33 protein-coding genes are annotated in these 21,208 nt (G+C 72.7%); 27 read left to right on the top strand and 6 right to left on the bottom strand.

All coding sequences use genetic code 11. The features are described 5' to 3' along the window. Nucleotides 1–393: 393 nt before the first annotated feature. Nucleotides 394–1,614: an acetyl-CoA C-acetyltransferase gene (locus ACIQUR_RS07290; RefSeq protein ID WP_403659659.1), complete on the top strand. Its 1,221-nt coding sequence runs from the start codon at nt 394–396 to the stop codon at nt 1,612–1,614. Between the two features lie 388 nt (nt 1,615–2,002). After that, on the top strand, nt 2,003–2,833 hold the full coding sequence (locus ACIQUR_RS07285) for a hypothetical protein (RefSeq protein ID WP_403659856.1): 831 nt from the start codon (nt 2,003–2,005) through the stop codon (nt 2,831–2,833). 48 nt (nt 2,834–2,881) lie between these two features. Here the strand turns inward: ACIQUR_RS07285 and ACIQUR_RS07280 are convergent, their stop codons facing one another. Beyond that, nucleotides 2,882–3,202 carry a hypothetical protein gene (locus ACIQUR_RS07280; RefSeq protein ID WP_403659656.1) on the bottom strand — a complete coding sequence of 107 codons (321 nt, stop codon included), beginning with the start codon at nt 3,200–3,202 and terminating at the stop codon, nt 2,882–2,884. A gap of 103 nt (nt 3,203–3,305) precedes the next feature. Here ACIQUR_RS07280 and ACIQUR_RS07275 point away from each other — a divergent pair, with 103 nt between their 5' ends. Further along, the gene (locus tag ACIQUR_RS07275; protein WP_399950019.1) at nt 3,306–3,536 is read left to right on the top strand and encodes a DUF4287 domain-containing protein; all 231 of its coding nucleotides are present in this window, start codon (nt 3,306–3,308) and stop codon (nt 3,534–3,536) included. A gap of 121 nt (nt 3,537–3,657) precedes the next feature. Here the strand turns inward: ACIQUR_RS07275 and ACIQUR_RS07270 are convergent, their stop codons facing one another. The 3 genes from ACIQUR_RS07270 to ACIQUR_RS07260 all read right to left on the bottom strand — a co-directional run bounded on the left by ACIQUR_RS07270 (nt 3,658) and on the right by ACIQUR_RS07260 (nt 8,068). Next, on the bottom strand, nt 3,658–4,509 hold the full coding sequence (locus ACIQUR_RS07270) for a Bax inhibitor-1/YccA family protein (protein ID WP_403659652.1): 852 nt from the start codon (nt 4,507–4,509) through the stop codon (nt 3,658–3,660). 117 nt (nt 4,510–4,626) lie between these two features. Further along, a complete protein-coding gene (locus ACIQUR_RS07265) occupies nt 4,627–6,882 on the bottom strand; it encodes an FG-GAP repeat domain-containing protein (protein ID WP_403659649.1) in 2,256 nt (751 codons plus the stop codon). 784 nt (nt 6,883–7,666) lie between these two features. Beyond that, complete coding sequence (locus ACIQUR_RS07260; protein ID WP_403659646.1) at nt 7,667–8,068, bottom strand: hypothetical protein; 402 nt, start codon at nt 8,066–8,068, stop codon at nt 7,667–7,669. A gap of 183 nt (nt 8,069–8,251) precedes the next feature. Here ACIQUR_RS07260 and ACIQUR_RS07255 point away from each other — a divergent pair, with 183 nt between their 5' ends. The 24 genes from ACIQUR_RS07255 (at nt 8,252) to ACIQUR_RS07140 (ending at nt 20,518) form a co-directional block, all read left to right on the top strand. Beyond that, nucleotides 8,252–8,470 carry a helix-turn-helix domain-containing protein gene (locus ACIQUR_RS07255; protein WP_403659643.1) on the top strand — a complete coding sequence of 73 codons (219 nt, stop codon included), beginning with the start codon at nt 8,252–8,254 and terminating at the stop codon, nt 8,468–8,470. Then, nucleotides 8,467–8,718 (top strand): hypothetical protein, encoded by a 252-nt coding sequence (locus tag ACIQUR_RS07250; RefSeq protein WP_403659641.1) that lies wholly within the window; start codon nt 8,467–8,469, stop codon nt 8,716–8,718. Before ACIQUR_RS07255 ends, ACIQUR_RS07250 begins: the two co-directional genes overlap by 4 nt. Before the next feature lie 80 nt (nt 8,719–8,798). After that, nucleotides 8,799–9,242, top strand: a complete 444-nt coding sequence (locus ACIQUR_RS07245) for a hypothetical protein (protein WP_403659638.1) — start codon at nt 8,799–8,801, stop codon at nt 9,240–9,242. Beyond that, nucleotides 9,239–9,874 carry a hypothetical protein gene (locus ACIQUR_RS07240; protein ID WP_403659635.1) on the top strand — a complete coding sequence of 212 codons (636 nt, stop codon included), beginning with the start codon at nt 9,239–9,241 and terminating at the stop codon, nt 9,872–9,874. Before ACIQUR_RS07245 ends, ACIQUR_RS07240 begins: the two co-directional genes overlap by 4 nt. Beyond that, a complete protein-coding gene (locus ACIQUR_RS07235; protein ID WP_403659632.1) occupies nt 9,867–10,217 on the top strand; it encodes a hypothetical protein in 351 nt (116 codons plus the stop codon). The genes ACIQUR_RS07240 and ACIQUR_RS07235 overlap by 8 nt, the downstream gene beginning before the upstream one ends. Beyond that, nucleotides 10,214–10,447: a hypothetical protein gene (locus ACIQUR_RS07230; RefSeq protein ID WP_403659629.1), complete on the top strand. Its 234-nt coding sequence runs from the start codon at nt 10,214–10,216 to the stop codon at nt 10,445–10,447. The genes ACIQUR_RS07235 and ACIQUR_RS07230 overlap by 4 nt, the downstream gene beginning before the upstream one ends. Further along, nucleotides 10,444–11,265 (top strand): hypothetical protein, encoded by an 822-nt coding sequence (locus tag ACIQUR_RS07225; protein WP_403659626.1) that lies wholly within the window; start codon nt 10,444–10,446, stop codon nt 11,263–11,265. The genes ACIQUR_RS07230 and ACIQUR_RS07225 overlap by 4 nt, the downstream gene beginning before the upstream one ends. After that, a complete protein-coding gene (locus tag ACIQUR_RS07220; RefSeq protein ID WP_403659623.1) occupies nt 11,265–12,290 on the top strand; it encodes a hypothetical protein in 1,026 nt (341 codons plus the stop codon). Before ACIQUR_RS07225 ends, ACIQUR_RS07220 begins: the two co-directional genes overlap by 1 nt. After that, nucleotides 12,287–12,997 (top strand): 3'-5' exonuclease, encoded by a 711-nt coding sequence (locus tag ACIQUR_RS07215; protein WP_403659620.1) that lies wholly within the window; start codon nt 12,287–12,289, stop codon nt 12,995–12,997. Before ACIQUR_RS07220 ends, ACIQUR_RS07215 begins: the two co-directional genes overlap by 4 nt. Next, on the top strand, nt 12,997–13,350 hold the full coding sequence (locus ACIQUR_RS07210; protein WP_403659617.1) for a hypothetical protein: 354 nt from the start codon (nt 12,997–12,999) through the stop codon (nt 13,348–13,350). The genes ACIQUR_RS07215 and ACIQUR_RS07210 overlap by 1 nt, the downstream gene beginning before the upstream one ends. Then, nucleotides 13,347–13,940, top strand: coding sequence for a hypothetical protein (locus ACIQUR_RS07205; RefSeq protein ID WP_403659614.1), 594 nt, complete (start codon nt 13,347–13,349; stop codon nt 13,938–13,940). The genes ACIQUR_RS07210 and ACIQUR_RS07205 overlap by 4 nt, the downstream gene beginning before the upstream one ends. After that, entirely contained in the window at nt 13,940–14,332 is a 393-nt protein-coding gene (locus tag ACIQUR_RS07200; RefSeq protein WP_403659611.1) for a WhiB family transcriptional regulator, read from the top strand. The genes ACIQUR_RS07205 and ACIQUR_RS07200 overlap by 1 nt, the downstream gene beginning before the upstream one ends. 298 nt (nt 14,333–14,630) lie before the next feature. Continuing rightward, on the top strand, nt 14,631–15,050 hold the full coding sequence (locus ACIQUR_RS07195; RefSeq protein WP_403659608.1) for a hypothetical protein: 420 nt from the start codon (nt 14,631–14,633) through the stop codon (nt 15,048–15,050). Continuing rightward, the gene (locus tag ACIQUR_RS07190) at nt 15,047–15,364 is read left to right on the top strand and encodes a hypothetical protein (protein WP_403659605.1); all 318 of its coding nucleotides are present in this window, start codon (nt 15,047–15,049) and stop codon (nt 15,362–15,364) included. The genes ACIQUR_RS07195 and ACIQUR_RS07190 overlap by 4 nt, the downstream gene beginning before the upstream one ends. After that, entirely contained in the window at nt 15,364–15,654 is a 291-nt protein-coding gene (locus tag ACIQUR_RS07185) for a hypothetical protein (RefSeq protein WP_403659602.1), read from the top strand. Before ACIQUR_RS07190 ends, ACIQUR_RS07185 begins: the two co-directional genes overlap by 1 nt. Nucleotides 15,655–15,665: 11 nt before the next feature. After that, entirely contained in the window at nt 15,666–17,174 is a 1,509-nt protein-coding gene (locus tag ACIQUR_RS07180; protein WP_403659600.1) for a DnaB-like helicase N-terminal domain-containing protein, read from the top strand. Between the two features lie 313 nt (nt 17,175–17,487). Further along, nucleotides 17,488–17,745: a hypothetical protein gene (locus tag ACIQUR_RS07175; protein ID WP_403659598.1), complete on the top strand. Its 258-nt coding sequence runs from the start codon at nt 17,488–17,490 to the stop codon at nt 17,743–17,745. A 68-nt stretch (nt 17,746–17,813) separates the two neighbouring features. Next, entirely contained in the window at nt 17,814–18,464 is a 651-nt protein-coding gene (locus tag ACIQUR_RS07170) for a hypothetical protein (RefSeq protein WP_403659595.1), read from the top strand. Next, a complete protein-coding gene (locus ACIQUR_RS07165) occupies nt 18,461–18,583 on the top strand; it encodes a hypothetical protein (RefSeq protein ID WP_403659592.1) in 123 nt (40 codons plus the stop codon). Before ACIQUR_RS07170 ends, ACIQUR_RS07165 begins: the two co-directional genes overlap by 4 nt. A gap of 112 nt (nt 18,584–18,695) precedes the next feature. Then, entirely contained in the window at nt 18,696–18,995 is a 300-nt protein-coding gene (locus ACIQUR_RS07160) for a hypothetical protein (protein ID WP_403659589.1), read from the top strand. Nucleotides 18,996–18,997: 2 nt separating this feature from the next. After that, nucleotides 18,998–19,153 carry a hypothetical protein gene (locus ACIQUR_RS07155; RefSeq protein WP_403659586.1) on the top strand — a complete coding sequence of 52 codons (156 nt, stop codon included), beginning with the start codon at nt 18,998–19,000 and terminating at the stop codon, nt 19,151–19,153. 15 nt (nt 19,154–19,168) lie between these two features. Then, on the top strand, nt 19,169–19,402 hold the full coding sequence (locus ACIQUR_RS07150) for a helix-turn-helix domain-containing protein (protein ID WP_403659583.1): 234 nt from the start codon (nt 19,169–19,171) through the stop codon (nt 19,400–19,402). 91 nt (nt 19,403–19,493) lie between these two features. Continuing rightward, nucleotides 19,494–19,709 (top strand): hypothetical protein, encoded by a 216-nt coding sequence (locus ACIQUR_RS07145; RefSeq protein WP_403659580.1) that lies wholly within the window; start codon nt 19,494–19,496, stop codon nt 19,707–19,709. Nucleotides 19,710–19,801: 92 nt separating this feature from the next. Next, on the top strand, nt 19,802–20,518 hold the full coding sequence (locus ACIQUR_RS07140; protein ID WP_403659577.1) for a hypothetical protein: 717 nt from the start codon (nt 19,802–19,804) through the stop codon (nt 20,516–20,518). A 1-nt stretch (nt 20,519) separates the two neighbouring features. On the opposite strand, the gene ACIQUR_RS07135 is transcribed toward ACIQUR_RS07140, so the two are convergent. Then, a complete protein-coding gene (locus tag ACIQUR_RS07135; RefSeq protein WP_403659574.1) occupies nt 20,520–20,753 on the bottom strand; it encodes a hypothetical protein in 234 nt (77 codons plus the stop codon). Nucleotides 20,754–20,840: 87 nt separating this feature from the next. Further along, nucleotides 20,841–21,137, bottom strand: a complete 297-nt coding sequence (locus ACIQUR_RS07130; protein WP_403659572.1) for a hypothetical protein — start codon at nt 21,135–21,137, stop codon at nt 20,841–20,843. Between the last annotated feature and the right edge of the window lie 71 nt (nt 21,138–21,208).

Raw genomic sequence — 21,208 nt, 5'->3', positions numbered from 1 at the left:
CGGGGGCCACCCCCGTGAACGGGAAAAGGGCGGGGCGGGGAGCCTACGAGCGGTGGCCGAGGGCCGGCCGGCCCCGCAGGCACCCTCAGCGCAGCCCGGCGGGCCACCGCGGCGCAGCGACGGCGGCCAGCAGGGGCGGTGGCTACGGCGGCAGCCGGGGCAGGCCCCGCAGGCCGTGGCTGCGGCGGCCGGGGCACGCCGCGCAGGGCCATGGCTGCGGCCCGGGCCGGGGTACGGCCCCTGCGGGCGGGGGCTGCGGCGGTCGGGGTCGGGGCAGGCTCGTAGGGCGATGCGGCACTCGTCACACGCGTCAGGCGGTGACCTCGACCGTACGGACCGGTAACTTCACCTGCGGCCTGCCCTTTTCCGTACCGCATCCCCCTTGGAGCCGTGATGCCCGAAGCCGTCATCGTTTCCGCAGCCCGCTCACCGATCGGCCGCGCCTTCAAGGGGTCGCTGAAGGACCTCCGCCCGGACGACCTCACCGCGACCATCGTCCAGGCCGCGCTCGCGAAGATCCCCGAGCTGGACCCGCGCGAGATCGACGACCTGATGCTCGGCTGCGGCCTCCCGGGCGGCGAGCAGGGCCACAACCTGGGCCGCATCGTCGCGGTCCAGATGGGCATGGACCACCTGCCCGGCTGCACCATCACCCGGTACTGCTCGTCCTCCCTCCAGACCTCCCGCATGGCGCTGCACGCCATCAAGGCGGGCGAGGGCGACGTGTTCATCTCGGCCGGCGTCGAGATGGTCTCCCGCTCGGTGAAGGGCTCCTCGGACGGCCTGCCCGACACCCACAACCCGCTCTTCGCCGACGCGGAGGCCCGTACGGCCGCCGTCGCCCAGAGCGAGGGCAGCGACTGGCACGACCCGCGCGAGGACGGCCTGATCCCGGACGCGTACATCGCCATGGGCCAGACCGCCGAGAACCTGGCCCGCCTGAAGGGCGTGACCCGCCAGGACATGGACGAGTTCGGCGTCCGTTCGCAGAACCTCGCCGAGGAAGCCATCAAGAAGGGCTTCTGGGAGCGCGAGATCACCCCGGTGACCCTCCCCGACGGCACGGTCGTCAGCAAGGACGACGGCCCGCGCGCCGGCGTCACGCTGGAGGGCGTGCAGGGCCTGAAGCCGGTGTTCCGCCCCGACGGCCTGGTCACCGCCGGCAACTGCTGTCCGCTGAACGACGGCGCCGCGGCGCTGGTCATCATGAGCGACACCAAGGCGCGCGAGCTGGGCCTGACCCCGCTGGCCCGCATCGTCTCCACCGGCGTCTCGGGCCTCTCCCCCGAGATCATGGGCCTGGGCCCGGTCGAGGCCTCGAAGCAGGCGCTCAAGCGCGCCGGCCTGACCATCGGGGACATCGACCTGGTCGAGATCAACGAGGCCTTCGCGGCCCAGGTGATCCCGTCGTACCGGGACCTCGGCATCGACATCGACAAGCTGAACGTCAACGGCGGCGCCATCGCCGTCGGCCACCCCTTCGGCATGACCGGCGCCCGCCTCACCGGCACGCTGATCAACAGCCTCCAGTTCCACGACAAGCAGTTCGGCCTGGAGACCATGTGCGTCGGCGGCGGCCAGGGCATGGCCATGGTCATCGAGCGCCTGAGCTGACGCCCCGGGGGCCGGCGACGCCGACCGCGCCCCCCTTCCCACCCCGTCGCGCTGCGTTCCCGCCCGGTTACGGGCGACCGTCGGCGCCCGGCACCCCGAGACCCTTCCCGCCCAGGCCACGCCCGGCCGGGCAGGTCTCGCGCGTCCCCCGCGGGCCGCACGCCCCAACCGCGTCGCGGCCGACCTGTGACCGAATTTCCCCCAGGATGTGACCTACGTCCTGGGGGTTCGGCATTTGCGCAGGTCAGCCGGTGTCCAGGCCCTTGGGCTGTGACGAAAGCCCTGTCCATTTCGTGACGTAATGCACTGCACGCCATTCCCAGGTCGATACAAGCTGATGTAGGAAGTCGGGGGATCGGAACACATCAGGAGTTAGTCAGTGAGCGCCATGTCTCTTGCCCTGCTGCTGACCACGGCCGCTGCCACGGCCGTGGGCGCTGCTGCGCTGCACGCCGTCCACGGTCTGCGCAAGCAGGTCACCGCCCTCCGCGGCGAGCTCGCGGCCCCGCACCCGCGCGGCACGACCGTCCCGCACGCCCGTGCCGCCGCCGACAGCCCGGCCGCCGAGATACGAGCCGCCGTCGCCGAGGCCCTGGCCGAGGAGCGCGAGCGCGAGCTGGCCGAGGCGCGCGCCTTCTGGGCCGCGCAGGAGGCCCGTGACGCCGCGGACGCCGCGCCCCGCTTCGCCGGTGACGCCTCCGCGTCGCTGCTGGGCGGGCTCCCGGGGCTGGGCGAGGACGGCCCGGTCTTCCTGCCGCGCCAGGCGGACCTGGTGGGCCTGGAGCCGCTGCTGGACGAGCCGGCCGACCCCGAGTACCCCGAGGACTCGCCGGAGCTGGCCGCGGCCCGCCGCCGGCACCCCTCGCACCCCGACTTCGTACCGGTCCAGGCCGCTCCGGGCGCGGACCACGAGCGCACCGTCAGCCGCCTCGAAGAGCTCGCGGAGGCCCGTACCGCGCTCGCGGACGTCCGTCCCGGCCCGCTGGGCACGCTCGACGTGTACGTGTTCACCGACGGCACCACCCTCTGCATGACCCCGGGCCACCGGGAGACGGCGGAGCGGCTCGCCGAGGCGCTGCGCGCGGGCACGGCCCCGGTGCTGCTGGGCGGGTCCGGCATCTCGGGCGCGTACGCCCTGACGTTCTCGTGCGGCGGCGACACCGAGAACCCCGAGAACAACGTCTACATCCTGGCGGACCGCGTCATCGCCTCGCTGTAGCGCCGGCTGACGGGGGCCGCCCGGCCCGGCACCGACCGCCGGGGGCGGTCACCCCAGGGCCCGCGTCTCCGCCTCCGCGACCAGCCGAACGGCCTCGTCCAGCACCACGGACGGGGCCGTTTCCGCTGTGCGCAGCGCCTCGGCCAGATCCCGCCCCGCCACGGACAGCTGATCGCCCACGACGAAGATCCCGGCGTCGGGCAGCTCGCGCGGCTCCAGCCCCTCCAGCTCCAGCGCACGGGCGGCCAGTTGCCTGGCCACGGCCAGTCCCTCGGCGGCCGCGCCGCGCTGCAGACGGCTCTGCGGGGCGGCCCTGAGCCGGTCGGCGAAACGTTCCACGGCAGTGGTCAGAGGTGAGGTATCGAGCACCCGGCGACCCTACGCGGCCGCCCGGCAGTGTTGCCAACAGACGAATGCTCGGGCACCGTGGCGTGAAGAGAACCAGGCACGTCCCATGCGTCCGGAGGCGCCCATGTCCCAAGAGTTCTCCGAGGAAACCCACCGGAACATGCTCTCCCGTATCCCCGAGGCAACCGGTCGTGATCTCTCCGACTGGCTCCGCGCCGTCGACGAAGGCCCCTCGCTCGTACGCTTCGAGGAGAAGGTCGACTGGCTCCGCGGGCAGCACCCGCTGTCCTACGGCCAGGCGAAGGCGATCATCCACGAGTACGACCTGCGCCGGGCCGCCCGGAAGCTGGGCTAGCCGAAAGGACCCACCCTCAGTCACACCCACCCCCTCACATACGGGAAGCCCCCCGCGAGCAGTGCTCGCGGGGGGCTTCCCGCATGTGAGGGGGCTCCGGACGGAGTCCCTCCCGGTACGACTAGTCGTCGCCGGAGAGGATCTGGAACAGCCGCAGCAGCTCCAGGTAGATCCACACCAGGGTCATGGTGAGGCCGAAGGCCGCCAGCCAGGACTCCTCGCGGGGGGCGCCGTAGGTCACGCCGTCCTCGACCTGCTTGAAGTCCAGGGCGAGGAACGCGGCACCCAGGAGGACGCCGACGATGCCGAAGACGATGCCGAGGCCGCCGGAACGGAAGCCGAGGCCGTCACCGCCGCCGAAGACCATGAACAGCGAGTTGGCGACCATCAGCAGGACGAAGCCCAGCGCGGCGGCCATCACGAAGCCGTAGAAGCGGCGGGTCACGCGGATCCAGCGCATCTTGTACGCGAAGAGCACGGCCGCGAACACGCACATCGTGCCGAGCACGGCCTGGATGACCACGCCGGAGGAGATGTACGTGCTGGTCGCGGCGCTGATGACGCCGAGGAACACGCCCTCGAACGCGGCGTAGCCCAGGATCAGCGCGGGCGACGGCTTGCGCTTGAAGGACTGCACCATCGCGAGGACGAACGCGACGAGGGCGGCGACCACGGCGATGCCGTACGACTTGTTGATGTTCGCCGGGTCGACCGGCAGCAGGACCCAGGACAGGACGGCGGTCAGGATGACCGTGCCGAGCGTCATGGCCGTACGGCTCACGACGTCGTCGATGGTCATCACGTTGCCGCGCGCGGGCGCCTGCGGCAGCCCCGTCTGCGGGTCCGCTGCGTAGGGGTTGGTCGCGTACGGGTTGGTCGCGGTCCCGGCCTGCACCTGCTGCGCGTCAAAGCCCGCGTAGCCGTTGTCGCGGCTGAACCCCCGTCGCGAGAAGACCGGGTTGCTGCTCCTCATCTCACTCCTCCATGGCCACCGAGCGCGGCCTTGCGTCAAGAGTAATGCGTTAGCAAAGAATCCACCCTACTGCTCAGGGAGGATCTTTTCCTGCCAGCAGTAGGGGGCGGATTTCGGTCAGAGCACGGTGTTGTAACCCTCGGAGAACAGGACCGGGGCCTCCGTGCGGGCACCGAACGGACTCCGCCAGTCCCCCGTACCCCGGTAGAGGTACGCGACACCACCGGAGGTCCTGGCAAGCAGGTCCGCCCTGCCGTCCGCGTTGACGTCGCCGAGGCCCACGAGGGTCCCGTACGCCCCCCAGCCGGCGCCGACCTTCACGCGCGAGGCGAAGGTGCCGTCGCCCTTGCCCAGGTACAGCCAGAGCACGCCGTCCCTGTCCCGTGCCACGAGGTCGCCGGCGGCGGCCCCGGCCACGTGGCCGACCGCGGTGATCTGGTGGTACGCGTTCCAGCCCGTGCCGATCTTCTTGCGGGAGGCGAAGGGCGCCTTCCAGTCGCCGGTTCCCCGGTGCAGCCAGAGCGTGCCCGAGCCGTCGCGGGCCAGCAGGTCGGCCCGGCCGTCCCCGGTGACGTCCCCGCCGCCCGTGAGCTGCGTGTAGCCGCCCCAGCCGGAGCTGATCCGCACGCGGCTGGAGAAGGTGCCGTCCCCGTTGCCCAGGTACAACCAGAGCACACCGGAGCCGTCACGGGCCACGAGGTCACCGGTCTTCCGGCCTCCGAGGTTCCCGGCCGCGGCGATCCTGTTGTACGCGCCCCAGCCGGTGCCGACGAGCTTGCGGGGACGGGAGCCGATGTAGGGGTACTGGGGGCCGTACCAGGTGTCCTCTCGCCACAGCCGGCCGGCGTCGTCCCTGGCGAGGAGGTCGGGCGAGTGGTTGTCGGTGTAGTCGTGCGGGCCGGGTCTGCGCACGACCTTGAACGTGCCGCTCGCGGAGAGGGCGGGGCCTATGCCGTTCTCCGGGGTGCTGCGGACCTTCCAGACGTAGTCGCCCGCGGGCGCGGACAGCCCCTGACCGTTCAGGTGGAGCAGCCCGTCCCAGTTCCACTCCGCCCAGTTCGCGCCATTGGGGTGGTTGGTGTCGGGAGAGGCGTAGGCCTCCGCTCCTGTGGCCACGTGCCGGAGCGTCAGGAGGATGCTGGTGCCCCTCCAGCGCGACAGCAGCCAGCGGGGGCGCCAGGCCACGCGGTCGATGTCGGCGACCGCGGGCACGTCGGAGTCGAGCAAGGTGATCTTCGTAGGCTCGCCCGTGCTCGCCACCAGCCGCACCGTGGGCGTGCCGTCGGCCGTGGCGGTGATCCGGTAGACGCCCTCCCCCTGTGCGAGCGTGCCGCCCAGCGCCAGCATGGAACCGTCCGCGGCCGGGGTGAGGGAGGTGGCGTGGTCGAGCACCTTGCGGCCGGCGCCGCCCTTGACGGGATACGCCCTGACGGAGCAGTCCTCACTCCACTCGTCGCCTCCGGAGAGCGGGACATCGGGGCCGTACACAACCGCTCCGCCCGTGACCCCGAGGATCTGGGACGAGAGGTTCGGCGGCGCGAGCGTGGTCCACCGGCCCGCCGCCCGGTCCCAGACCCGCAGGGTGCCCTTCCTGTCCTCGTAGTCGACCGCCGCCACCGCGACGTACGCGTCCGACGCCGCGAGGTGCTGCTCCTCCCCGGACTGCCGGACGGACTTCTCCACCCGCCCCGTGGTGACGTCCACGACCGCGGTGTAGAGCGCGTCGGTTCCCGTGGCCGTCCGCAGGTTGTAGTCCATGTACGCCCGGCCGGGTCCGAGCGGGCGTACGCCGCCCCGCGCACGCGCCCCGGCGGGCAGCGCCACCTTGCGGTCCGTCAGGACTCCGTCGGCAGTGCTCAGCAGACGCATCTCCGGGGCCTCGGTACCGAACTGCTTCCAGGCCACGACGACCCGGCCGACCGCACCCGCGTACATGTAGCCCCGGCTGCCCCGCGGCGCCTCGGGGAACTCGATCACGGCGGAGGTGCCGGCGGCCATGTCCCGCAGCGTGACGGAGGTCGCGATGTGCGGGTACGGGTTGTCGGGCACGGCCACGACGTCGGAGGAACCGCCGTAGATCTTCGGTTCCGCGCCCCAGTCGTACTCGGTCGTCCCGACCTTGGTGCTCGTACCGTCCGCGTACCGCGTCCAGACGAGGTTCTCCTGGCGGTCGACCGAGAGGAAGCCCGTCGTGCCCGCGCTGAGCACCACCGAGCCCGGCGTCAGCTTCACCACTGCCGTCGTCTCGGAACCGGTCGCCGCGGACGCCGCGGACGCCGCGGCGACCGGCACGGCTGCGAACGGCGATCCGGTCGCCGCCAGGGCGGCGGCGACGGCGGTCGCGAGCAACGGGCGGGAAAGACGGCGGGGCATCGGCCCTCCTGGGGAACGGCGGTACACGACAGGAGGGCGCGGAGGTCCGCCGCCGGGCAGGACCGGGCGGCGGAAGCACGGGGAACGGAGAAGACTTGCCGGATCGAACCGGCCCCCCTGTTCGATCCAGGCGGATCATAACCACGGCACCGGAGCCGTTGACCAGCGGATTCCCGCCTGTCCGCACGGGCGGCGCCGCGGCGCCCGCCGCACGGCCCGGCGGTGATCGCCGGAGCGCGCGGACGTGGCGGCGGTCAGGCGACCGCGTTGGACGGCGGCGAGAAGGCCGGGGCGGGCGGTGCCGTGAAGGCCGGGGCGGCCGCCGGTGGTGGGGCGGGCGCGGCGAGGGCGGCGGCCGCGGCGGTGGCCAACAGCCGTTGTGGTGCGCGGTGGTGGGACAGGGGGATCCGCCGGGTTGCCGAGTGGTCCTACGCGGTTGGGTGTACGGACTCGCGACGGGGCGCGGGGGTTGTACGCGACGGAGGGGGAAACCGGCGGGAGCCGGCGCGAAAACCGGGGCGCGCCCCGGTTCACGCCGGGAAGCGGAATCCGGCGCGACCCCCGCGCCCCTGGGGCCCGGAACCGTCGGTACGGCCGGCGAGGACGCGAAGGTGAGTGCCCGGAGCCGGACTTGAACCCGACCCGTCACCCCCTCTGAGCTGGGGCGATGCGATGACCTCCGCGTTTCGTCCCGTCTAGACCCGCCTCAACCCGGACGGGCCCGTTCGGTCACGCCCCCGTGTTCCCGCGGGAACACCGGTGGGAGCACGTTTGTGACGCGGGGTCAGCTAGCGAGGCGGTCCCGCGCCTCGGGCGGAATCCGCGAGCCCAGCTCGCGCAGCACCTGCGCCTGGACCCGACTGGGGAGGCCCTCCAGGATCGTGAGGATCGCCTCGGCACGCGGGTCGACCGGCTCGTCGTCGGCCTCGACCGGCTCGTCGGCCGGGATGAGCGTGGGCTCGCCGCCGGCCTTGATGGTGTCGACGCTCTGCGGGCACCACTGAAGAGCGCGCTCCAGCCTGCGGTAGGTGGCGGATTTCACCACCGCGCCGCGGCGGATCTTGGACAGGGTCTCGACGGAAAAGCCGGCGCGCCTGGCGACGTCGACGTAGTCGAGCCCCAGTTCCTGGATGCGCGTCTCGACGTGCTCGCCGAGGCGCACGGTGTCCGCGTCGTCTGCCCTCATGAGGCCGAGAGTACAAGCGGATTCCAAATTACTCCAAGGTTGGATCCGGCCTTTACACATTCATCACGTTCGGGCGTACAACCTTCCGCTTAGACGCCAACGTTGAGGCACATGGGACCAACGTTGGACAAGTTCCCCGCGAGTACGCCTTGATTCTCTCCAACGTTGGAGTATGTTGGAGTCATGTTGAGCCTCAAGGTCGACGGAACGAAGATCCGGCGCCTGCGGGAACGACGCGGCCTCACCGTGGCCGCCGTCGCCGCCGCGGCCGGCTGCTCCAAGTGGCAGATCTACAAGATCGAGAGCGGCAGGGTGCAGCCCTCCGCGACGGTCTACGCCGGCATGCGGCAGGTCCTTGAGGCGGACGAGTCCGAGCTGATCACCGAGGGGGCCGCGGCATGACGATCTCGCGCAACTACTCCCTGGAGCAGGCCGCCGACATCCTCGGCTGCGCCCCGCGGTACCTGGAGGACAACCTCCGGAAACTGCCGCACCAGAAGATCGGCGCCGCCGTCGCATTCGACGACGACGAACTCGCGGAGATCAAGGACATGCACCGCGTCCGGCCCACGGCCGCCCCGGCTCAGGCCCCGGTCGTCAAGGCCCTGTCGCAGATCCAGCCCGTCCGGCGCAGCCGCAAGACCGGCTGACCAAGAAGAAGGGGCCGCTCCGACTTCCCGGCCCGAGCAGCCCCGGCATTCCTCAACCACTAGCGAAATCGAGGAACACCATGACCACCCAGCCTACCGACCTCCCGCGCGGAGACCGCCGTACGGTCCGCGTGATCCTGCCCATGCAACCGCCGCGCCCGACGACCGTCGACGGCGTCCTCCTCGCCGCGGCCCGCATCATCCACCGCAACGGCCTGTGGGTCGGGGACGTCGTCGAGGACGCGCTCAACCGCCGCGGCCTGGCGACCCCGATGCGCGAGCGGCGCATGTCGATCGTCGGCGCGATCCGGTGCGCGGTGGCGGGTGACCCGCAGAAGGAGTCCCCGCTCGCCGAGCTCGCCATCAACTTCCTGTCCCTGTCGCTCGGTGGGGACGACGAGCCGGTGTGGCGGGACCCGTTCAGCCTGGCGGCGCACGTCGACCAGTGGGGCGACGTGGCGGCGCAGCTGGACGTGGTGGCGTTCCTGGAGTTGGCGGCGACGGCCCCGGAGCGTGCGGCATGACGCACTCGCCGACGGCGGCCGAGCTGGCCGCGCTGAAGGTCGCGCACGCGGCTGAGTCCACGCGGGACGCGTCGTACGACCTGGTGTCGACGGTGGTGTTCGCGTTGGGGTCGGCGCAGCTGCTCCAGTCGCCGGAGACCGCGGCTGAGCTGGCCCGGCTGCGTCTGCTGGAGAACGCGACGCCCGCGCAGCTCACCGAGGCGCAGGTCGAAGCCCTGGCCGACGCCGGTAACCGGGCGCTGAACGACCACTACCACGAGGACCTGTGCGCCTGCGTGGACTGGCCTCAGGGCTGCGGTCACTACCTCGCCGGCTCGTGGGACACGGCCGCGTTCAGTATCGGCATGGCTGCGGTGATCGGCCTGTGGGAGTCGATGCGGGCGCCGGTGGAAGCCGCCGAGCTGGCCCGGCTGCGGGCCCGGGTCGACGAGGTCGAGCGGCGCTACACGTTCGACACCGCCAAGCTCCGCGCCCGGGTGGCCGAGTTGGAGGCCGAGCGGTCCGAAGACCGGCCCATCGACGAGGACCCGATTGCCTACGTCCTGACCCCGGCCGCCGAGGCCCCGCACGAGGGCCCCGAGCACCACGACTACCGCATCCCCCGCGACCTCCCGGAGTACCCCAGTGTCTGAGCAGCCGCCCGTCACCGGGCCCATCCCGATCTACGTCAAGCGCACCCCCGGCGGGGCCGCCCTCGACATGAGCGCCCTCACCGCGCACGTGATCTCCGACGTCATCGACGCCCTGATCGACCCGGAGAGCACCGACCTGTGGGACCTGCTCCAGGCCGTGGCCAACCCGCCCGCCCGCGCCGAGGGGGACACCGACCCCCTCGACCGCGAGCAGCTGGAGACCGCGTTGACGGCCCGCGCCTCGTCCCGGGTGCCGCTGTACGGGCCGGCCGTCACGCGGCTGGCCGAGCGGCTCCTCGCGGCGGTCCGCATCGCGGTCCCGAAGCAGCGGAGGGCGTCGTGACGCGCCGGGAGTGGCTGCTCGCGGCCATACAGCGTGAGGGCGGCCCGGTGACGACGCACCGCGCGGCGCAGCTGCTCGCCGTGTCGCCGTGGCCGACGTCGGGCCGGAACACCGCGCGGAAGGACTTGGGGGCGCTGGTCGCCCGCGGGGCTCTGCTGTCGGTGGATTTCCGGGGTCGTCGCTACTACGACGCGTCGATCACGGTCGAGGCCGAGAGGGGCGCGGCGTGACGAACCCCCGCCACGCGCGGGACACCGAGCGGGGTCGCTACTACAGCGACCCCGCCGGGGGCCCCGACCTCGTCAGCGTCACCAACGTCCTCGACACCGCCGTCGCGAAGAAGGCGCTCATTCCGTGGGCCGTGAAGCTCACCGTCGAGCACGTCCTCGCGAACCTGCCCTCCATCACCCGGCGGCTGGCCACCAACCGCACCGCGGTGGTCAAGGAGATCAAGGCCGTCCACCGCAACGCCAAGGACCGCGCCGCCGACCTCGGCGACCGCATCCACTCCGCCGCTGAGGCCCGCGTCCTCGGCGCCCCGTTCCCCCAGGAACTCGACGTGGCCCCGTACATCACGCAGCTGGAGCTGTGGTTCGACGCGTGGGGCATCGACCTCGATGAGGACATCGAGGCGACCGAGATCACCTGTGTGCACCGGCGCCTCGGCTACGCCGGCACCGCCGACCTGATGGTGTGGCTGCCGACCGGGCCCGGCCGGCGCCGGGAGCTGTGGCTGATCGACTACAAGACGTCGGCCACGCGCCGCGCCACGTCGGTCTACCCGGAGAACACCCTTCAGCTCGCCGCGCTCCGCTACTGCGAGGCGGTGCTCCTCCCGGACGACACCGACGCGCCGATGCCCCGCATCGAGCGGACCGGCGTCCTCAACCTCCGCGCCGCGTCGTACGCCCTCGTGCCGATGCCCGCCGGCCGGGACGCCCACCGGGCGTTCCGCGGCGCGCTGGAGGCCGCCCGCTGGCTGCACGCCGCGCCCACCACGTACACCGCGCTGTCCCCGTCGACGGCGCCGTCCCGAAAGGCGGCCTGATGGGCTCCCGCCTGCTGAACATCCAGCGCCGCACGGCCGAACACGGCCGCCTGCGCACCGGCTACACCCAGGGCAAGACGCCCAAGCGGTCGTCCACGTGGATCGTGACCTCGCACTCCGAGGAGCACGTCCGGCGGGCCGCCGAGCTGTGGGGCGGCACCCCGGAGCCGTGGACGCCGCTGAACCAGAGCACCGCGCAGTGGCGGGTGACGACGGACGCCGCGTCGATCGAGGCGATCATCACCCCCGGGGACCCGCTGTCCCAGTACAACGAGATGTGGTCGGCGGGCGGTTGCCAGCGCCGGTGCGACGGCCAGACCGAGCAACTGACGCGCCAGCCCTGCCTGTGCGCCCGCCAGTTCGGCGAGAACTGGCACACCCAGCCCAAGGGCCGCGTCTGCTCGACCACGTCCCGCCTGTCCGTGATGCTGCCGGACCTGTCCGGCATGGGCATGTGGCGGGCCGAGACGCACTCGTTCTACGCCGCGTCGGAGTGGGGCGGCATGGTCGACATGGTCCTCGCCGGCACCGACGGCCGCGGGTTCGTCCCGGTGACGCTGCGGATCGAGCCGCGGCAGGTCGTCCGGGACGGGCAGACGAAGAAGTTCCCCGTGGTCGTGGTCGAGCTGCGCGGGATCACCCCGCGGCAGGCGCTGACCGGCCCGCTGTCGGCGGCCACCGCGCTGGACCCCTCCGGCTCCCGGGCGGTCGCCGCAATCGAGGCGCCGCGTCCCGACTACCTCGCGGAGGCAGAGGCCGCACTCAGCTCGGACGACGTCCGGGACGTGTGGCGGCGGGCCCGGGAGGCCGGCCACATGGACCAGCGGCTCAACGACGCGCTGATGGCCGTCGCGGAGCGGAAGGACGTTGAGGAGGTGTCCGACGCGGCCGGCGAGTCGGGCTGGAAGCCGGACCCGCAGCCGGACCAGGACGGCGCCTACGAGGTCGAGGTCATCGACGAGGACGAGCCGACGGCCGCCGTCTGGCCGGAGGCCGCGCGCCCCGGATCGGGGGCGAGCCGATGAGCTGGCACCTCGGCCGCCTCGCCGGTTTCGACCTGGAGACCACCGGCGTCGACGTGGAGACCGACCGCATCGTCACCGCCTGCGTGGTCCAGTGCGGCGGCGACCAGCCCACCGCGTCCGCCACGTGGCTGGCCGACCCCGGCATCGACATCCCCGAGCAGGCCTCCCGCGTGCACGGCATCACCACCGAGCGGGCCCGCGCCGAGGGCCGCCCGGCCGCCGAGGTCGTCGCCGACATCCTCGCCGCACTCGGGCAGGCCATCACCGCCGGCGTCCCGATCGTCGCTATGAACGCCCGCTACGACCTGACGCTCCTCGACCGCGAGGCCCGCCGGCACGGCTACGACCCGCTCCCGACCGGGCCCGTGATCGACCCCCTCATCCTCGACAAGCACATCAGCCGCCGCCGCGGCTCCCGCAAGCTCGTCGACCTCTGCCAGCACTACGGAGTGACGATCAGCGACGCGCACTCAGCGGACGCCGACGCCATCGCCGCGTGCCGCGTCGCCTGGCGGATCGGGGCGACCCGGCCGGAGCTGGCCGCGCTGCCGCTGGACACGCTCCACAAGCAGCAGACCGCGTGGGCCGCCGAGCAGGCGAGCAGCCTCGCCGCCTACTTCCGGCGCACGGCCGGCAAAGAGCACCTCGCCGACGGCGTCCGGCCCGAGTGGCCGCTCATCCCCCACCAGCAGAACGGAGAGCAGTGATGTTGATGCGCCCGCTCGTCCGCCGGCTCCGCGCCGCGCAGGACGTCATCGTCGCCAAGGACGCCCGCATCCACGACCTTGAGTCGAAGCTGGAGGCTGCCGAGGCCGCCGTCGTCAAGCTGATGCGGTCGGGGGCCGGTGGCGCGGACGACCGGATCCGGTTCCTGACCACCGAGCTGGACAAGCGGGCCCGCCTGATCGACCAGCTCCGTGCCGGCGTCGTGGACGACGCGCAGACCGCAGCGCTGCGCTACGACCGCGACCAGGCGCGGGCGGCGGCCCGCGCGCTGGAGAGTCGCCTCGCGGACCTCCAGGCGGCGAACAGCGGCATCCGTAGGGTGCGTGCGCTGTGACGCTCACCGAGACCCCCGCGGCCGGGCAGACCCTGAGTCGCCCGGCCGCGGCCGGGGCCAGTGCCCGGCCCCTCGTGATCGGCCTTGACCTCTCCCTCACCTCGACCGGGGTGGCCGGAGAGGGCTGGACCGACCGAATCCGCACCAAGACCCGCGGCGACGCACGGCTCGCGTACCTGGAGAGCGGCGTCGTCTCGTTCATCCGGTCCGCCGAGCTGGTCGTCATGGAGGGCCCCTCGTTCGGGCACGCAGGTCCCCGCAACCCTGAAGACCTCGCCGGACTCAGGGTGCTGGTCCGGAGGTTCTGCTACCGGCACCAGATCCCCTACGCGGTCATTCCGCCCTCCACGTTGAAGCTGTACGCCACCGGCCGCGGCAACGCGACCAAGGGCGAGGTCCGCTCCGCCATCGCCGACCGGTACGGCGTCCACACCGAGGGCGCCGCCCGCTACGACGAGGCCGACGCCTACGCCGCGCTCGCCGCCGCCTACGACTGGCTCGGCCAGCCCCTCGCACCGGCCCCGGAGAAGAACCGGCGGGCCCTCGCGGGGTGCAGCTGGCCGGAGAACTCCCTGCTGGAGGTGCTCTGATGTCCGCCTGGCAGTTGCGCGGCGCGTGCGCGGGCGTCGACCCTGACCTCTGGTTCCCCGACAGTGGCGTGTCCTCGGCGGCCGCCAAGCGGATCTGCTCCGGCTGCCCCGTCCGTGAGGAGTGCCAGGCCTTCGCCTTCGACAGCGGTGAGCACTACGGCGTGTGGGGTGGGCTCTCCGAGAAGGAGCGGCAGAGCGTTCGCCGCCCTCGCTCCGGACCGCGGCGCCACACGGGCGGGAACCCGCCCGCTCCGTGTGGCACCGTGGCCGCCTACATGCGGCACAAGCGCAACGGCGAGCCCGTCGACTACGCCTGTGTCGCCGCCTACAAGGACCACTACACGGCCCGGAACGCGCGGCGCGCCGCCGACCGAGCGCAGGCCAAGGCGTGAACGCCACGGCGGCCGCGTGGATCCGCGACCACGTCCTCGTCCCCTCCGCGGCCTCACCCGGGCCGCGGGCGGGCGGGCCCTGCCCCTGCGACGCCCGCCGCCCGTGCGGCCCCTGCCAGGCCGGCAGCCACACCGAGTGCGGCGGCCACCTGGACGACCGCGAGGTCGGCGTGTACGGGGCGGGGCTGGCCTGGCCGCCCCGGGCTCGCGTGCACCGCGCCGGGCGGCCGTGCCGCGCGGTGTGCGCGTGCCGGACCTGCCGCCCGCCGGAGCCGACCCGCCAACTCGGGCTGTTCGCATGACCGGCCGGGACTGCGACGTGCCGTCGGACGGCCACGACGGCACGCTCCGTCTGTACGTCTGCGGCTGGCGCTGCACCACCCACGCCCCGCAGGCGCGGACAACCGGCCAGGGCGACGCCCCGACCGCGCCCACGGCCCCCGCCACCCGCACCCGGCCCGCCACGGGCCCGCGGCGCGTCACGGCCGCCCTGTTCGTCGACCTCGGCGAGGGACGCGAGATCAAGCAGGGCGACCGCGCCGGCCAGATGTGGTGGACCACCCAGCCGCGGGCCCGCTACGAGTGCCTCGCCTGCGGCTGGGCCTCCGAGATCGTCACCGGCGCCGACGCCGTCAAGGCGTTCACCGCCCACATCCGTACCACCCACCGGGCTACCTGCCCGGCGGCCGCCCTCGCCGAAGGAGCACGAGCAGCATGAGCACCCCGATCCGCATCGACGCCGACGTCAAGCTCGACTCGAAGATCCTCACCGACGTTGCCGAGGCCCTGGAACCGCACGCCTCCGAGATGTTCAAGCAGCGCCAGGGCCGCTGGGTCGCCGTCATCGAACTGGCCCACGTCGAGCGCGTCCAGCCCGGCCCCGACGAGGACAAGGACCCGTCGGTGAAGCTCCGCGTCACCGACCTGGAGATCGCCCCCACCGCCGCGTTCGAGAACGAGATCCGGCAGCTGCTCCGTGACCTGCACCAGCGGCGCACCAGCGAGGGCACCCTCGACGAGCACGCGGCCTGATGACCGGGCCGGGCAGTGCGGGCGCCGCCGACTCCCGGTGCCCGCGCTGCCGGGCCCCCATCCTGCGCCAGTGGGTGGGGCACGTCGCCGCCGTACACGTCGTCGCCGACCTCACCCCGCTCACAGTCGCCGAGCAAGCCGCCGCCCGGGCCCCCAACCGGCTCATCTGGTGCCTCGTCCAAAGCCCCCACGTCACCCCACGCCTGCGCTGGACCGGCCCCAACCACCCGCCGGCCTGCCCCCACCCCCACGTCACCGAACACCGCTGTCCACCCACCACCCTGTTCTGAGGAGCACGCCCGTGGAGAACGTCCACCACATCCCCCGCCCCACGGTGGACGGCGACGGCCTGAACCGGGCTCCCATCGGCGACCCCGCCTCCGAACGCGCCCTCCTCGCACAGTGCATGCTCTTCCCCAAGCAGTACGAAGACGCCGCCGAGATCGTCACCACCAGCGACTTCTCCCAGCCGGCCAACCGGCTCATCTGGGACGTCCTCGGCCACCAGGTCAAGAACGACGCCCCGACCAGCCCCATCGCGCTGCGCGCCGAGATCGAGAAGCTCGGCCAGCTCCGCCTCGTCGGGAACGGCGACTACTTGTGGACCGTCGCCAACGAGAACGGCGGCGGCCACGCCACCTACTTCGCCGAGATCGTCCGCGCCAAGGCCCGCGTCCGCCGCGTCGAGGAACTCGCCATCAGCCTCCGCGCCCAGGTCCTCACCGGCGCCGACGACGAGGAACTCCACGCCCAGATCACCGGGTTCCTCAAGCAGGCCGCCGCCCCGGCCTCCAACCCCTTCGGGGACCGCCTCACCCCCGGCGGCAGCTTCATCCTCGACCGGCCCGACACCGTCCCCGCCCTGTGGGGCCACGGCGACCAGGTGCTGTGGGCAGAGGGCGAGGCGCTCCTCATCGCGGGCCCCTCCGGCGTCGGGAAGACCACCGTGGCCCAGCAGGTCATCCTGGCCAGCGTCGGCGTCCACCCCGGGCCCGTACTCGGCCTGCCCGTCCGCCGCTTCAACAAGTTCCTCTACCTCGCCTCCGACAGGCCGCAGCAGGCCGCCCGCTCCATGGGCCGTATGGTCGGCCCCGACGACCGGGCCCTCCTCGACGAGCGGCTCGTGTTCTGGCCCGGCCCGCCGCCGTCCGACTTCATCAAGGACCCCGGGATCCTGCTGCGGCTGTGCCAGGCCGCCGGAGCCGACGCCGTGTGCCTGGACTCCCTCAAGGACATGGCGGGGGAACTCGCCTCCGAGGAGGGCGGGCAGGCCATCAACACCGCCATCCAGCGCACCCTCGTCGAGGGCATCGAGGTCATCGGCCTGCACCACCACCGCAAGCAGGGCGGCGGCAAGGACTCCGGGAAGGAGCCGACCAGCCTCGACGAGCTGTACGGCTCGACCTGGATCACCGCCGGCGCCGGGTCCGTCCTCAGCCTGTGGGGCGCGGCGGGCGAGCCCATCGTCGCCCTGCGGCACCTCAAGCAGCCCGCGGGCGAGTGCGGCCCGTGGAAGCTGCGCCACGACCACCCCGCGGGGCGCACCGAGGTCTGGCACCAGGTCGACGTCCTCGCCCTCCTGCGGGCCGCCGGAGCGGGCGGCCTCACCCCCGCCGCGCTCGCCGTGAACCTCTATCCCAACCCCAAGTCCAAGCCCACCACCTCCGAGATCGAGAAGGCCCGCCGGCGCCTGGAGCAGTACGTCGAGCAGGGTCTCGCCGTCGCCCGGAAGACCGGGGCAAGCCGGACATCCCCGGTCGGCTACTTCCCCGCGTTCAACGAGCAGGGAGTCCTTGACGATGACGCCTGAAACGGACATCCCGGGCTTCACGCGGAGCTTCACGCGCTTCACGTTGATCAAGGAAATCCGGCTTCACGGACGCTTCACGCTCTCCACGTTGATCAAGGACCGCGCAGGTCGCAGCTTCACGCACCACTCCACGCAGCTTCACGCAGCCCAGCTTCACGCACCACTTCACGCCGAACTTCACGCAGCTTCACGCAAAACACGAAACCCCAGGTCACAGCTTCACGCCCGCTTCACGCCCAGCTTCACGCGACCCCCCTCTACTACGTAGAGGGAGGGGGTCGCACCACCGACCACCCCACCCCCCGAGGACCCGATGAAGGCCTACCGCCACCACAACTGCTCCCGCACCCACCGCACCTGGACCGCCCTCGCCAAGTGCATCTGGCCCAGAGCCCTATGGCTCCACGGAAACGGCCCATACGCCTCCGTAGCGCGCTGCGGCCGCGGAACCACCGTCCAGCTCTCAGAAACCGCGAACGACGCCCGAGACGCCAAGGAACTCGTCGACAACACCGGCTGCGGCGGACTCTGCCAACGCCGTCACGAAGTCATCCAGCTGATCAAGCCCTGACCCAGCGCGCATCCGGATCGACAGCCCTCGCGCACAACGCGCCCGTACATGTACGAGAGGACCCGCCCATGAGCCGCTTCGAGTTCACCTACCACGACGGCGACACGTTCACCGCCAACGCCACCGTCCTCCGCGACGGCACGCCCGTCCTGGCCATCTGCATCACCGAGTACGACAACTCCGGCCCCTACGTGTCGGCGGTGGCGCACCTGCCCCTTGCCCGACTGGAGGAGGTCATCGCGGGCATGCGGTCGACCGCCCGCGGGCAGACCCCGGCCGCCGTCCCGGCCCCGCGCGCCGCCGAGCAGCCGCCCTGGTGCGAGAACGCCAACTGCGCCGGCCTCTGCCCCGACTGCGCCCCGCCCCCGCCCACGCTGCCCCGCCGCTTCCACCTCCTCCGCCACCGCGACGTATCCGGCGTCTCCGGCACCGGCATCGTCGCCCTCGGCGTCATGTGGCCCGACGGCACCGCCAGCGTCCGCTGGCTCGGCGAACGGCCCTCCACTGTCACGTGGGACCGGATCGGCGACGCCGAGGCCGTACACGGGCACGCAGGCGCCACGCAGTTCGTGTGGGACGACGAGCCCCCGCAGTGCCCCACCGCGCTGCTGCCGATCGGCCCGGGGCCCGCCGAGGTGTGCGTCATCCCCGCCGGCGCGCACACCACCCATCGCACCGCGTCCGGCGAGACGTGGGACGACCAGCCGGAGGAGCCGTGAGCGCCCTCGGCATCACGCTCCTCGCTCTCGGCGGCTGGATCGCCCTGTCCCTCGTCCTCGGCGCGCTCCTCGCCCGCGCCGGCCACCACCGCAACAAACACCGAAGGAACCGCCGATGACCACCCTCGCCGTCACCGGCATCAATTTCGCCGCCGCCTACATCACCGCCCAGCTAGCCGCCCTGGCCTGCGGCTACCGGATCACCCTCACGCCCGTTAGGAGGAACCGCCGATGACCGAGCCCCGCCGGCACACCGCCGACACCATCACCGACGACGAACTCGACGCCCTGTACGCCCGGATCGCCACGCTGGAGGGCGTCTGTCGCAGCAACAAGCGGGCGTACGTCGGCGCCGTGCAGGACTGCCAGGCCGCCGAGCAGCGCGCCGAGCAGGCCGAGGCCGCCATCGCCCGCGTACGCGCCTGGTGCGACCAGCTCGACAGCAACGCGCGGCGACTCAGCTGGTCGGCCCCCGTCCACCCTGTGGCCGCCAACGTGCGCCACTTCCTTGACCAGCCCAAGGAGACCTGACCATGCCGCTGTTCGTCCTCGGCCTCGTCCTCGGAGTGATCTCCGGAGGGTTCACGTACGGCCTCACCGCCGACGGCGGGCTCGCCTCGCTCGTCGGCGTCGGCGCGGCCGTCGCCACGTGGCTCGGCGTCGCCCTGCTGGTCGTCGTCGACGACTAGCCCAAGGAGCCCCCTGTGACCGCCCTACGCCTCGACGTCCCCGAACTCTGCCGCCGCCTCGACGCCCGCCGCCACGAACGCCGCATGTCCTGGCGCCAGGTCGCCACCGCATGCGGCATCAACTCGTCGACCCTCAGCCGCATGACCACCACCGGCGCCGCCCCCAACGCCGACGCCCTCGTGTCCCTGCTCGCCTGGCTCGGCGCCGACCTCGCCGACATCACCCGCCCGAAGGAGACCTGCCCGTGAGCCTGCCCACCGTCACCACCCTCTGCGTGACCGCCGTCATCCTCGCCATCATCTGGGCCGCCGTCCGCCTCAACGAGAAGGAGAAGTAGCCGTGGCCGTGGACCAGTCCTCGTACACGTGCGCTCACGGGTACGCCTGGATCCCGCGCGGCACGGCATGTGCCGAGTGCGACGCCGAGCGCGAGCGGCCACACGCAGCCGACCCCGCCGCGGTCCGGCTGGACCCCGGTTCGACCCTCAAGCACTGGATCTGCCGACGCTGCACGCAGTCGCCGGACGAGGACGTGCACGAGCGCACCGGCCCCTGACCACGCGCGAGGGGCGCGCCCACCGTCCGCCAAGACCGGGCGCGCCCCACAGGTGCGATCACCGTACCGCCCCAGCACCAGGAGCAGCCACGATGACCACCGCCGCCACCCACCTCCGCACCATCACCACCGAATGGCCCCGCCTCAACGACGCCCTCGCCGACGGCCGCACCACCACCTGGCCCCCCGCCGGCCGCATGCGCGACTACCTCAACGCCATCGACGACGCCGACGCCGCCGACGCCCTCCGCTGGCGCCTGGCCCACCGCACCGTCCTCGACCGCGACCCCGCTCAGCTCGGCACCACGCGGCCTCCGCTGTCCATCGACGTCCACGACGTCCGCTATGCCATCGAGGTGGCCCTCGCAGGCTGCGCCGACGTGATCGCCAGCCGCGTGCAGATCGAACCGATTCCCTTCCCGGGCCCGGAGTGGCCGGCGGCCGACCGGGCCCGCCGCGCGGCAGCATCCCGGGCCGACGTCGCCGATCCCCGCCGCTGGAGGTACCGCGGGCGGCCGCCGCGGGCGCCGTACACCGCGCTGTGGCTGCTGGCCAGGGTCGAGGACCGGCGGGGCCCGTTCCGGCCGCTGAGCAGCGCCGACCGGGCGTACGTCCGCGGGGTGGCCCGGGAGGCGGTGCACCGCATGGAGTCCGTCCTCGGTCTGCTGACTGTGGAGACGCCGGACGGGCGGCCGTGCCCTGACTGCGGCGGGACGATTGTGGTCAGGTCTGGGGCGGGCGCGCCGCCGATGGCGCGGTGCGAGGGTTGCGAGCGGCTGTGGACCTCGGCGGACGTGCGCGCGGCGTAGGTCAGGCGGTCGGCGGCTCGTCGTCCGGGGTCCACACGGCCGGGCCGCCGCCGCGCCACTCGATCAGCAACGGGTCGTCCAACAGGATGTCGTCCGGATCCAGGCCGGCCCGCCGCAGGAATTCGAGGATGTCGCCCGGGCCGTACGCGCGGCCGAGGATCACCCCGTCCAGGCGCACGCGGCGGGCGCCCTCGGCGTCGGGCGGGTAGACGATCACGCGCAGCTCGGTTGCCATGCCCTCAGCCTCTGTCCGGACGGGTCCGGACGCATCCGGACAGCACAGAGCCCCCGCCCAGACGGGTGGGGGCTCATCCGCGCGCGGCTACTCGGTCGGTGGCTCGTCAGCCTTGGGGCGCTTCGTGCCGGACCCGGAGTAGCCCCTCAGGATGTCCTGCACCGTGCTGAAGCTCAGGTTCAGCTCGGCCCCCACGCTCCGGAGCGACGCCCCAGGGCGTTCCATCAGCTCGGCCACCGCTTCCCTGCGCGCCTCCTTCAAGGCCTTGTTGCGCGCCGGCAGCGCCTTGAGCACCTCACCCAGCGCCCTCGCCCGCTCGGTCGGGTCAGCGATCTTCCCGAGTGCGTCCATGGAGTCGAACACTCGCCGCGCCTCCTCGCTCATCCGGCCCCTCTCTTCGGGCGGCCCGCTTCCCAAACTGTAGGGGGTCCCCCTACAGTGACGGAAGCAGCACC

This window comes from Streptomyces sp. NPDC101132, assembly GCF_044759225.1.
Taxonomy (GTDB): domain Bacteria; phylum Actinomycetota; class Actinomycetes; order Streptomycetales; family Streptomycetaceae; genus Streptomyces.
Note: the sequence above shows the minus strand (reverse complement) of the source record. Positions and strands in the feature narration are given on the sequence as shown.

Excerpts from the sequence above, each read along its gene's own strand:
- ACIQUR_RS07290 (WP_403659659.1), top strand. The coding sequence starts at position 394 with ATGCCCGAAGCCGTCATCGTTTCCGCAGCCCGCTCACCGATCGGCCGC.
- ACIQUR_RS07285 (WP_403659856.1), top strand. The coding sequence starts at position 2,003 with ATGTCTCTTGCCCTGCTGCTGACCACGGCCGCTGCCACGGCCGTGGGC.
- ACIQUR_RS07275 (WP_399950019.1), top strand. The coding sequence starts at position 3,306 with ATGTCCCAAGAGTTCTCCGAGGAAACCCACCGGAACATGCTCTCCCGT.
- ACIQUR_RS07270 (WP_403659652.1), bottom strand. The coding sequence starts at position 4,509 with ATGAGGAGCAGCAACCCGGTCTTCTCGCGACGGGGGTTCAGCCGCGAC.
- ACIQUR_RS07265 (WP_403659649.1), bottom strand. The coding sequence starts at position 6,882 with ATGCCCCGCCGTCTTTCCCGCCCGTTGCTCGCGACCGCCGTCGCCGCC.
- ACIQUR_RS07260 (WP_403659646.1), bottom strand. The coding sequence starts at position 8,068 with ATGAGGGCAGACGACGCGGACACCGTGCGCCTCGGCGAGCACGTCGAG.
- ACIQUR_RS07255 (WP_403659643.1), top strand. The coding sequence starts at position 8,252 with ATGTTGAGCCTCAAGGTCGACGGAACGAAGATCCGGCGCCTGCGGGAA.
- ACIQUR_RS07250 (WP_403659641.1), top strand. The coding sequence starts at position 8,467 with ATGACGATCTCGCGCAACTACTCCCTGGAGCAGGCCGCCGACATCCTC.
- ACIQUR_RS07245 (WP_403659638.1), top strand. The coding sequence starts at position 8,799 with ATGACCACCCAGCCTACCGACCTCCCGCGCGGAGACCGCCGTACGGTC.
- ACIQUR_RS07240 (WP_403659635.1), top strand. The coding sequence starts at position 9,239 with ATGACGCACTCGCCGACGGCGGCCGAGCTGGCCGCGCTGAAGGTCGCG.
- ACIQUR_RS07220 (WP_403659623.1), top strand. The coding sequence starts at position 11,265 with ATGGGCTCCCGCCTGCTGAACATCCAGCGCCGCACGGCCGAACACGGC.
- ACIQUR_RS07215 (WP_403659620.1), top strand. The coding sequence starts at position 12,287 with ATGAGCTGGCACCTCGGCCGCCTCGCCGGTTTCGACCTGGAGACCACC.
- ACIQUR_RS07210 (WP_403659617.1), top strand. The coding sequence starts at position 12,997 with ATGTTGATGCGCCCGCTCGTCCGCCGGCTCCGCGCCGCGCAGGACGTC.
- ACIQUR_RS07200 (WP_403659611.1), top strand. The coding sequence starts at position 13,940 with ATGTCCGCCTGGCAGTTGCGCGGCGCGTGCGCGGGCGTCGACCCTGAC.
- ACIQUR_RS07195 (WP_403659608.1), top strand. The coding sequence starts at position 14,631 with ATGACCGGCCGGGACTGCGACGTGCCGTCGGACGGCCACGACGGCACG.
- ACIQUR_RS07190 (WP_403659605.1), top strand. The coding sequence starts at position 15,047 with ATGAGCACCCCGATCCGCATCGACGCCGACGTCAAGCTCGACTCGAAG.
- ACIQUR_RS07185 (WP_403659602.1), top strand. The coding sequence starts at position 15,364 with ATGACCGGGCCGGGCAGTGCGGGCGCCGCCGACTCCCGGTGCCCGCGC.
- ACIQUR_RS07175 (WP_403659598.1), top strand. The coding sequence starts at position 17,488 with ATGAAGGCCTACCGCCACCACAACTGCTCCCGCACCCACCGCACCTGG.
- ACIQUR_RS07170 (WP_403659595.1), top strand. The coding sequence starts at position 17,814 with ATGAGCCGCTTCGAGTTCACCTACCACGACGGCGACACGTTCACCGCC.
- ACIQUR_RS07160 (WP_403659589.1), top strand. The coding sequence starts at position 18,696 with ATGACCGAGCCCCGCCGGCACACCGCCGACACCATCACCGACGACGAA.
- ACIQUR_RS07155 (WP_403659586.1), top strand. The coding sequence starts at position 18,998 with ATGCCGCTGTTCGTCCTCGGCCTCGTCCTCGGAGTGATCTCCGGAGGG.
- ACIQUR_RS07140 (WP_403659577.1), top strand. The coding sequence starts at position 19,802 with ATGACCACCGCCGCCACCCACCTCCGCACCATCACCACCGAATGGCCC.
- ACIQUR_RS07135 (WP_403659574.1), bottom strand. The coding sequence starts at position 20,753 with ATGGCAACCGAGCTGCGCGTGATCGTCTACCCGCCCGACGCCGAGGGC.
- ACIQUR_RS07130 (WP_403659572.1), bottom strand. The coding sequence starts at position 21,137 with ATGAGCGAGGAGGCGCGGCGAGTGTTCGACTCCATGGACGCACTCGGG.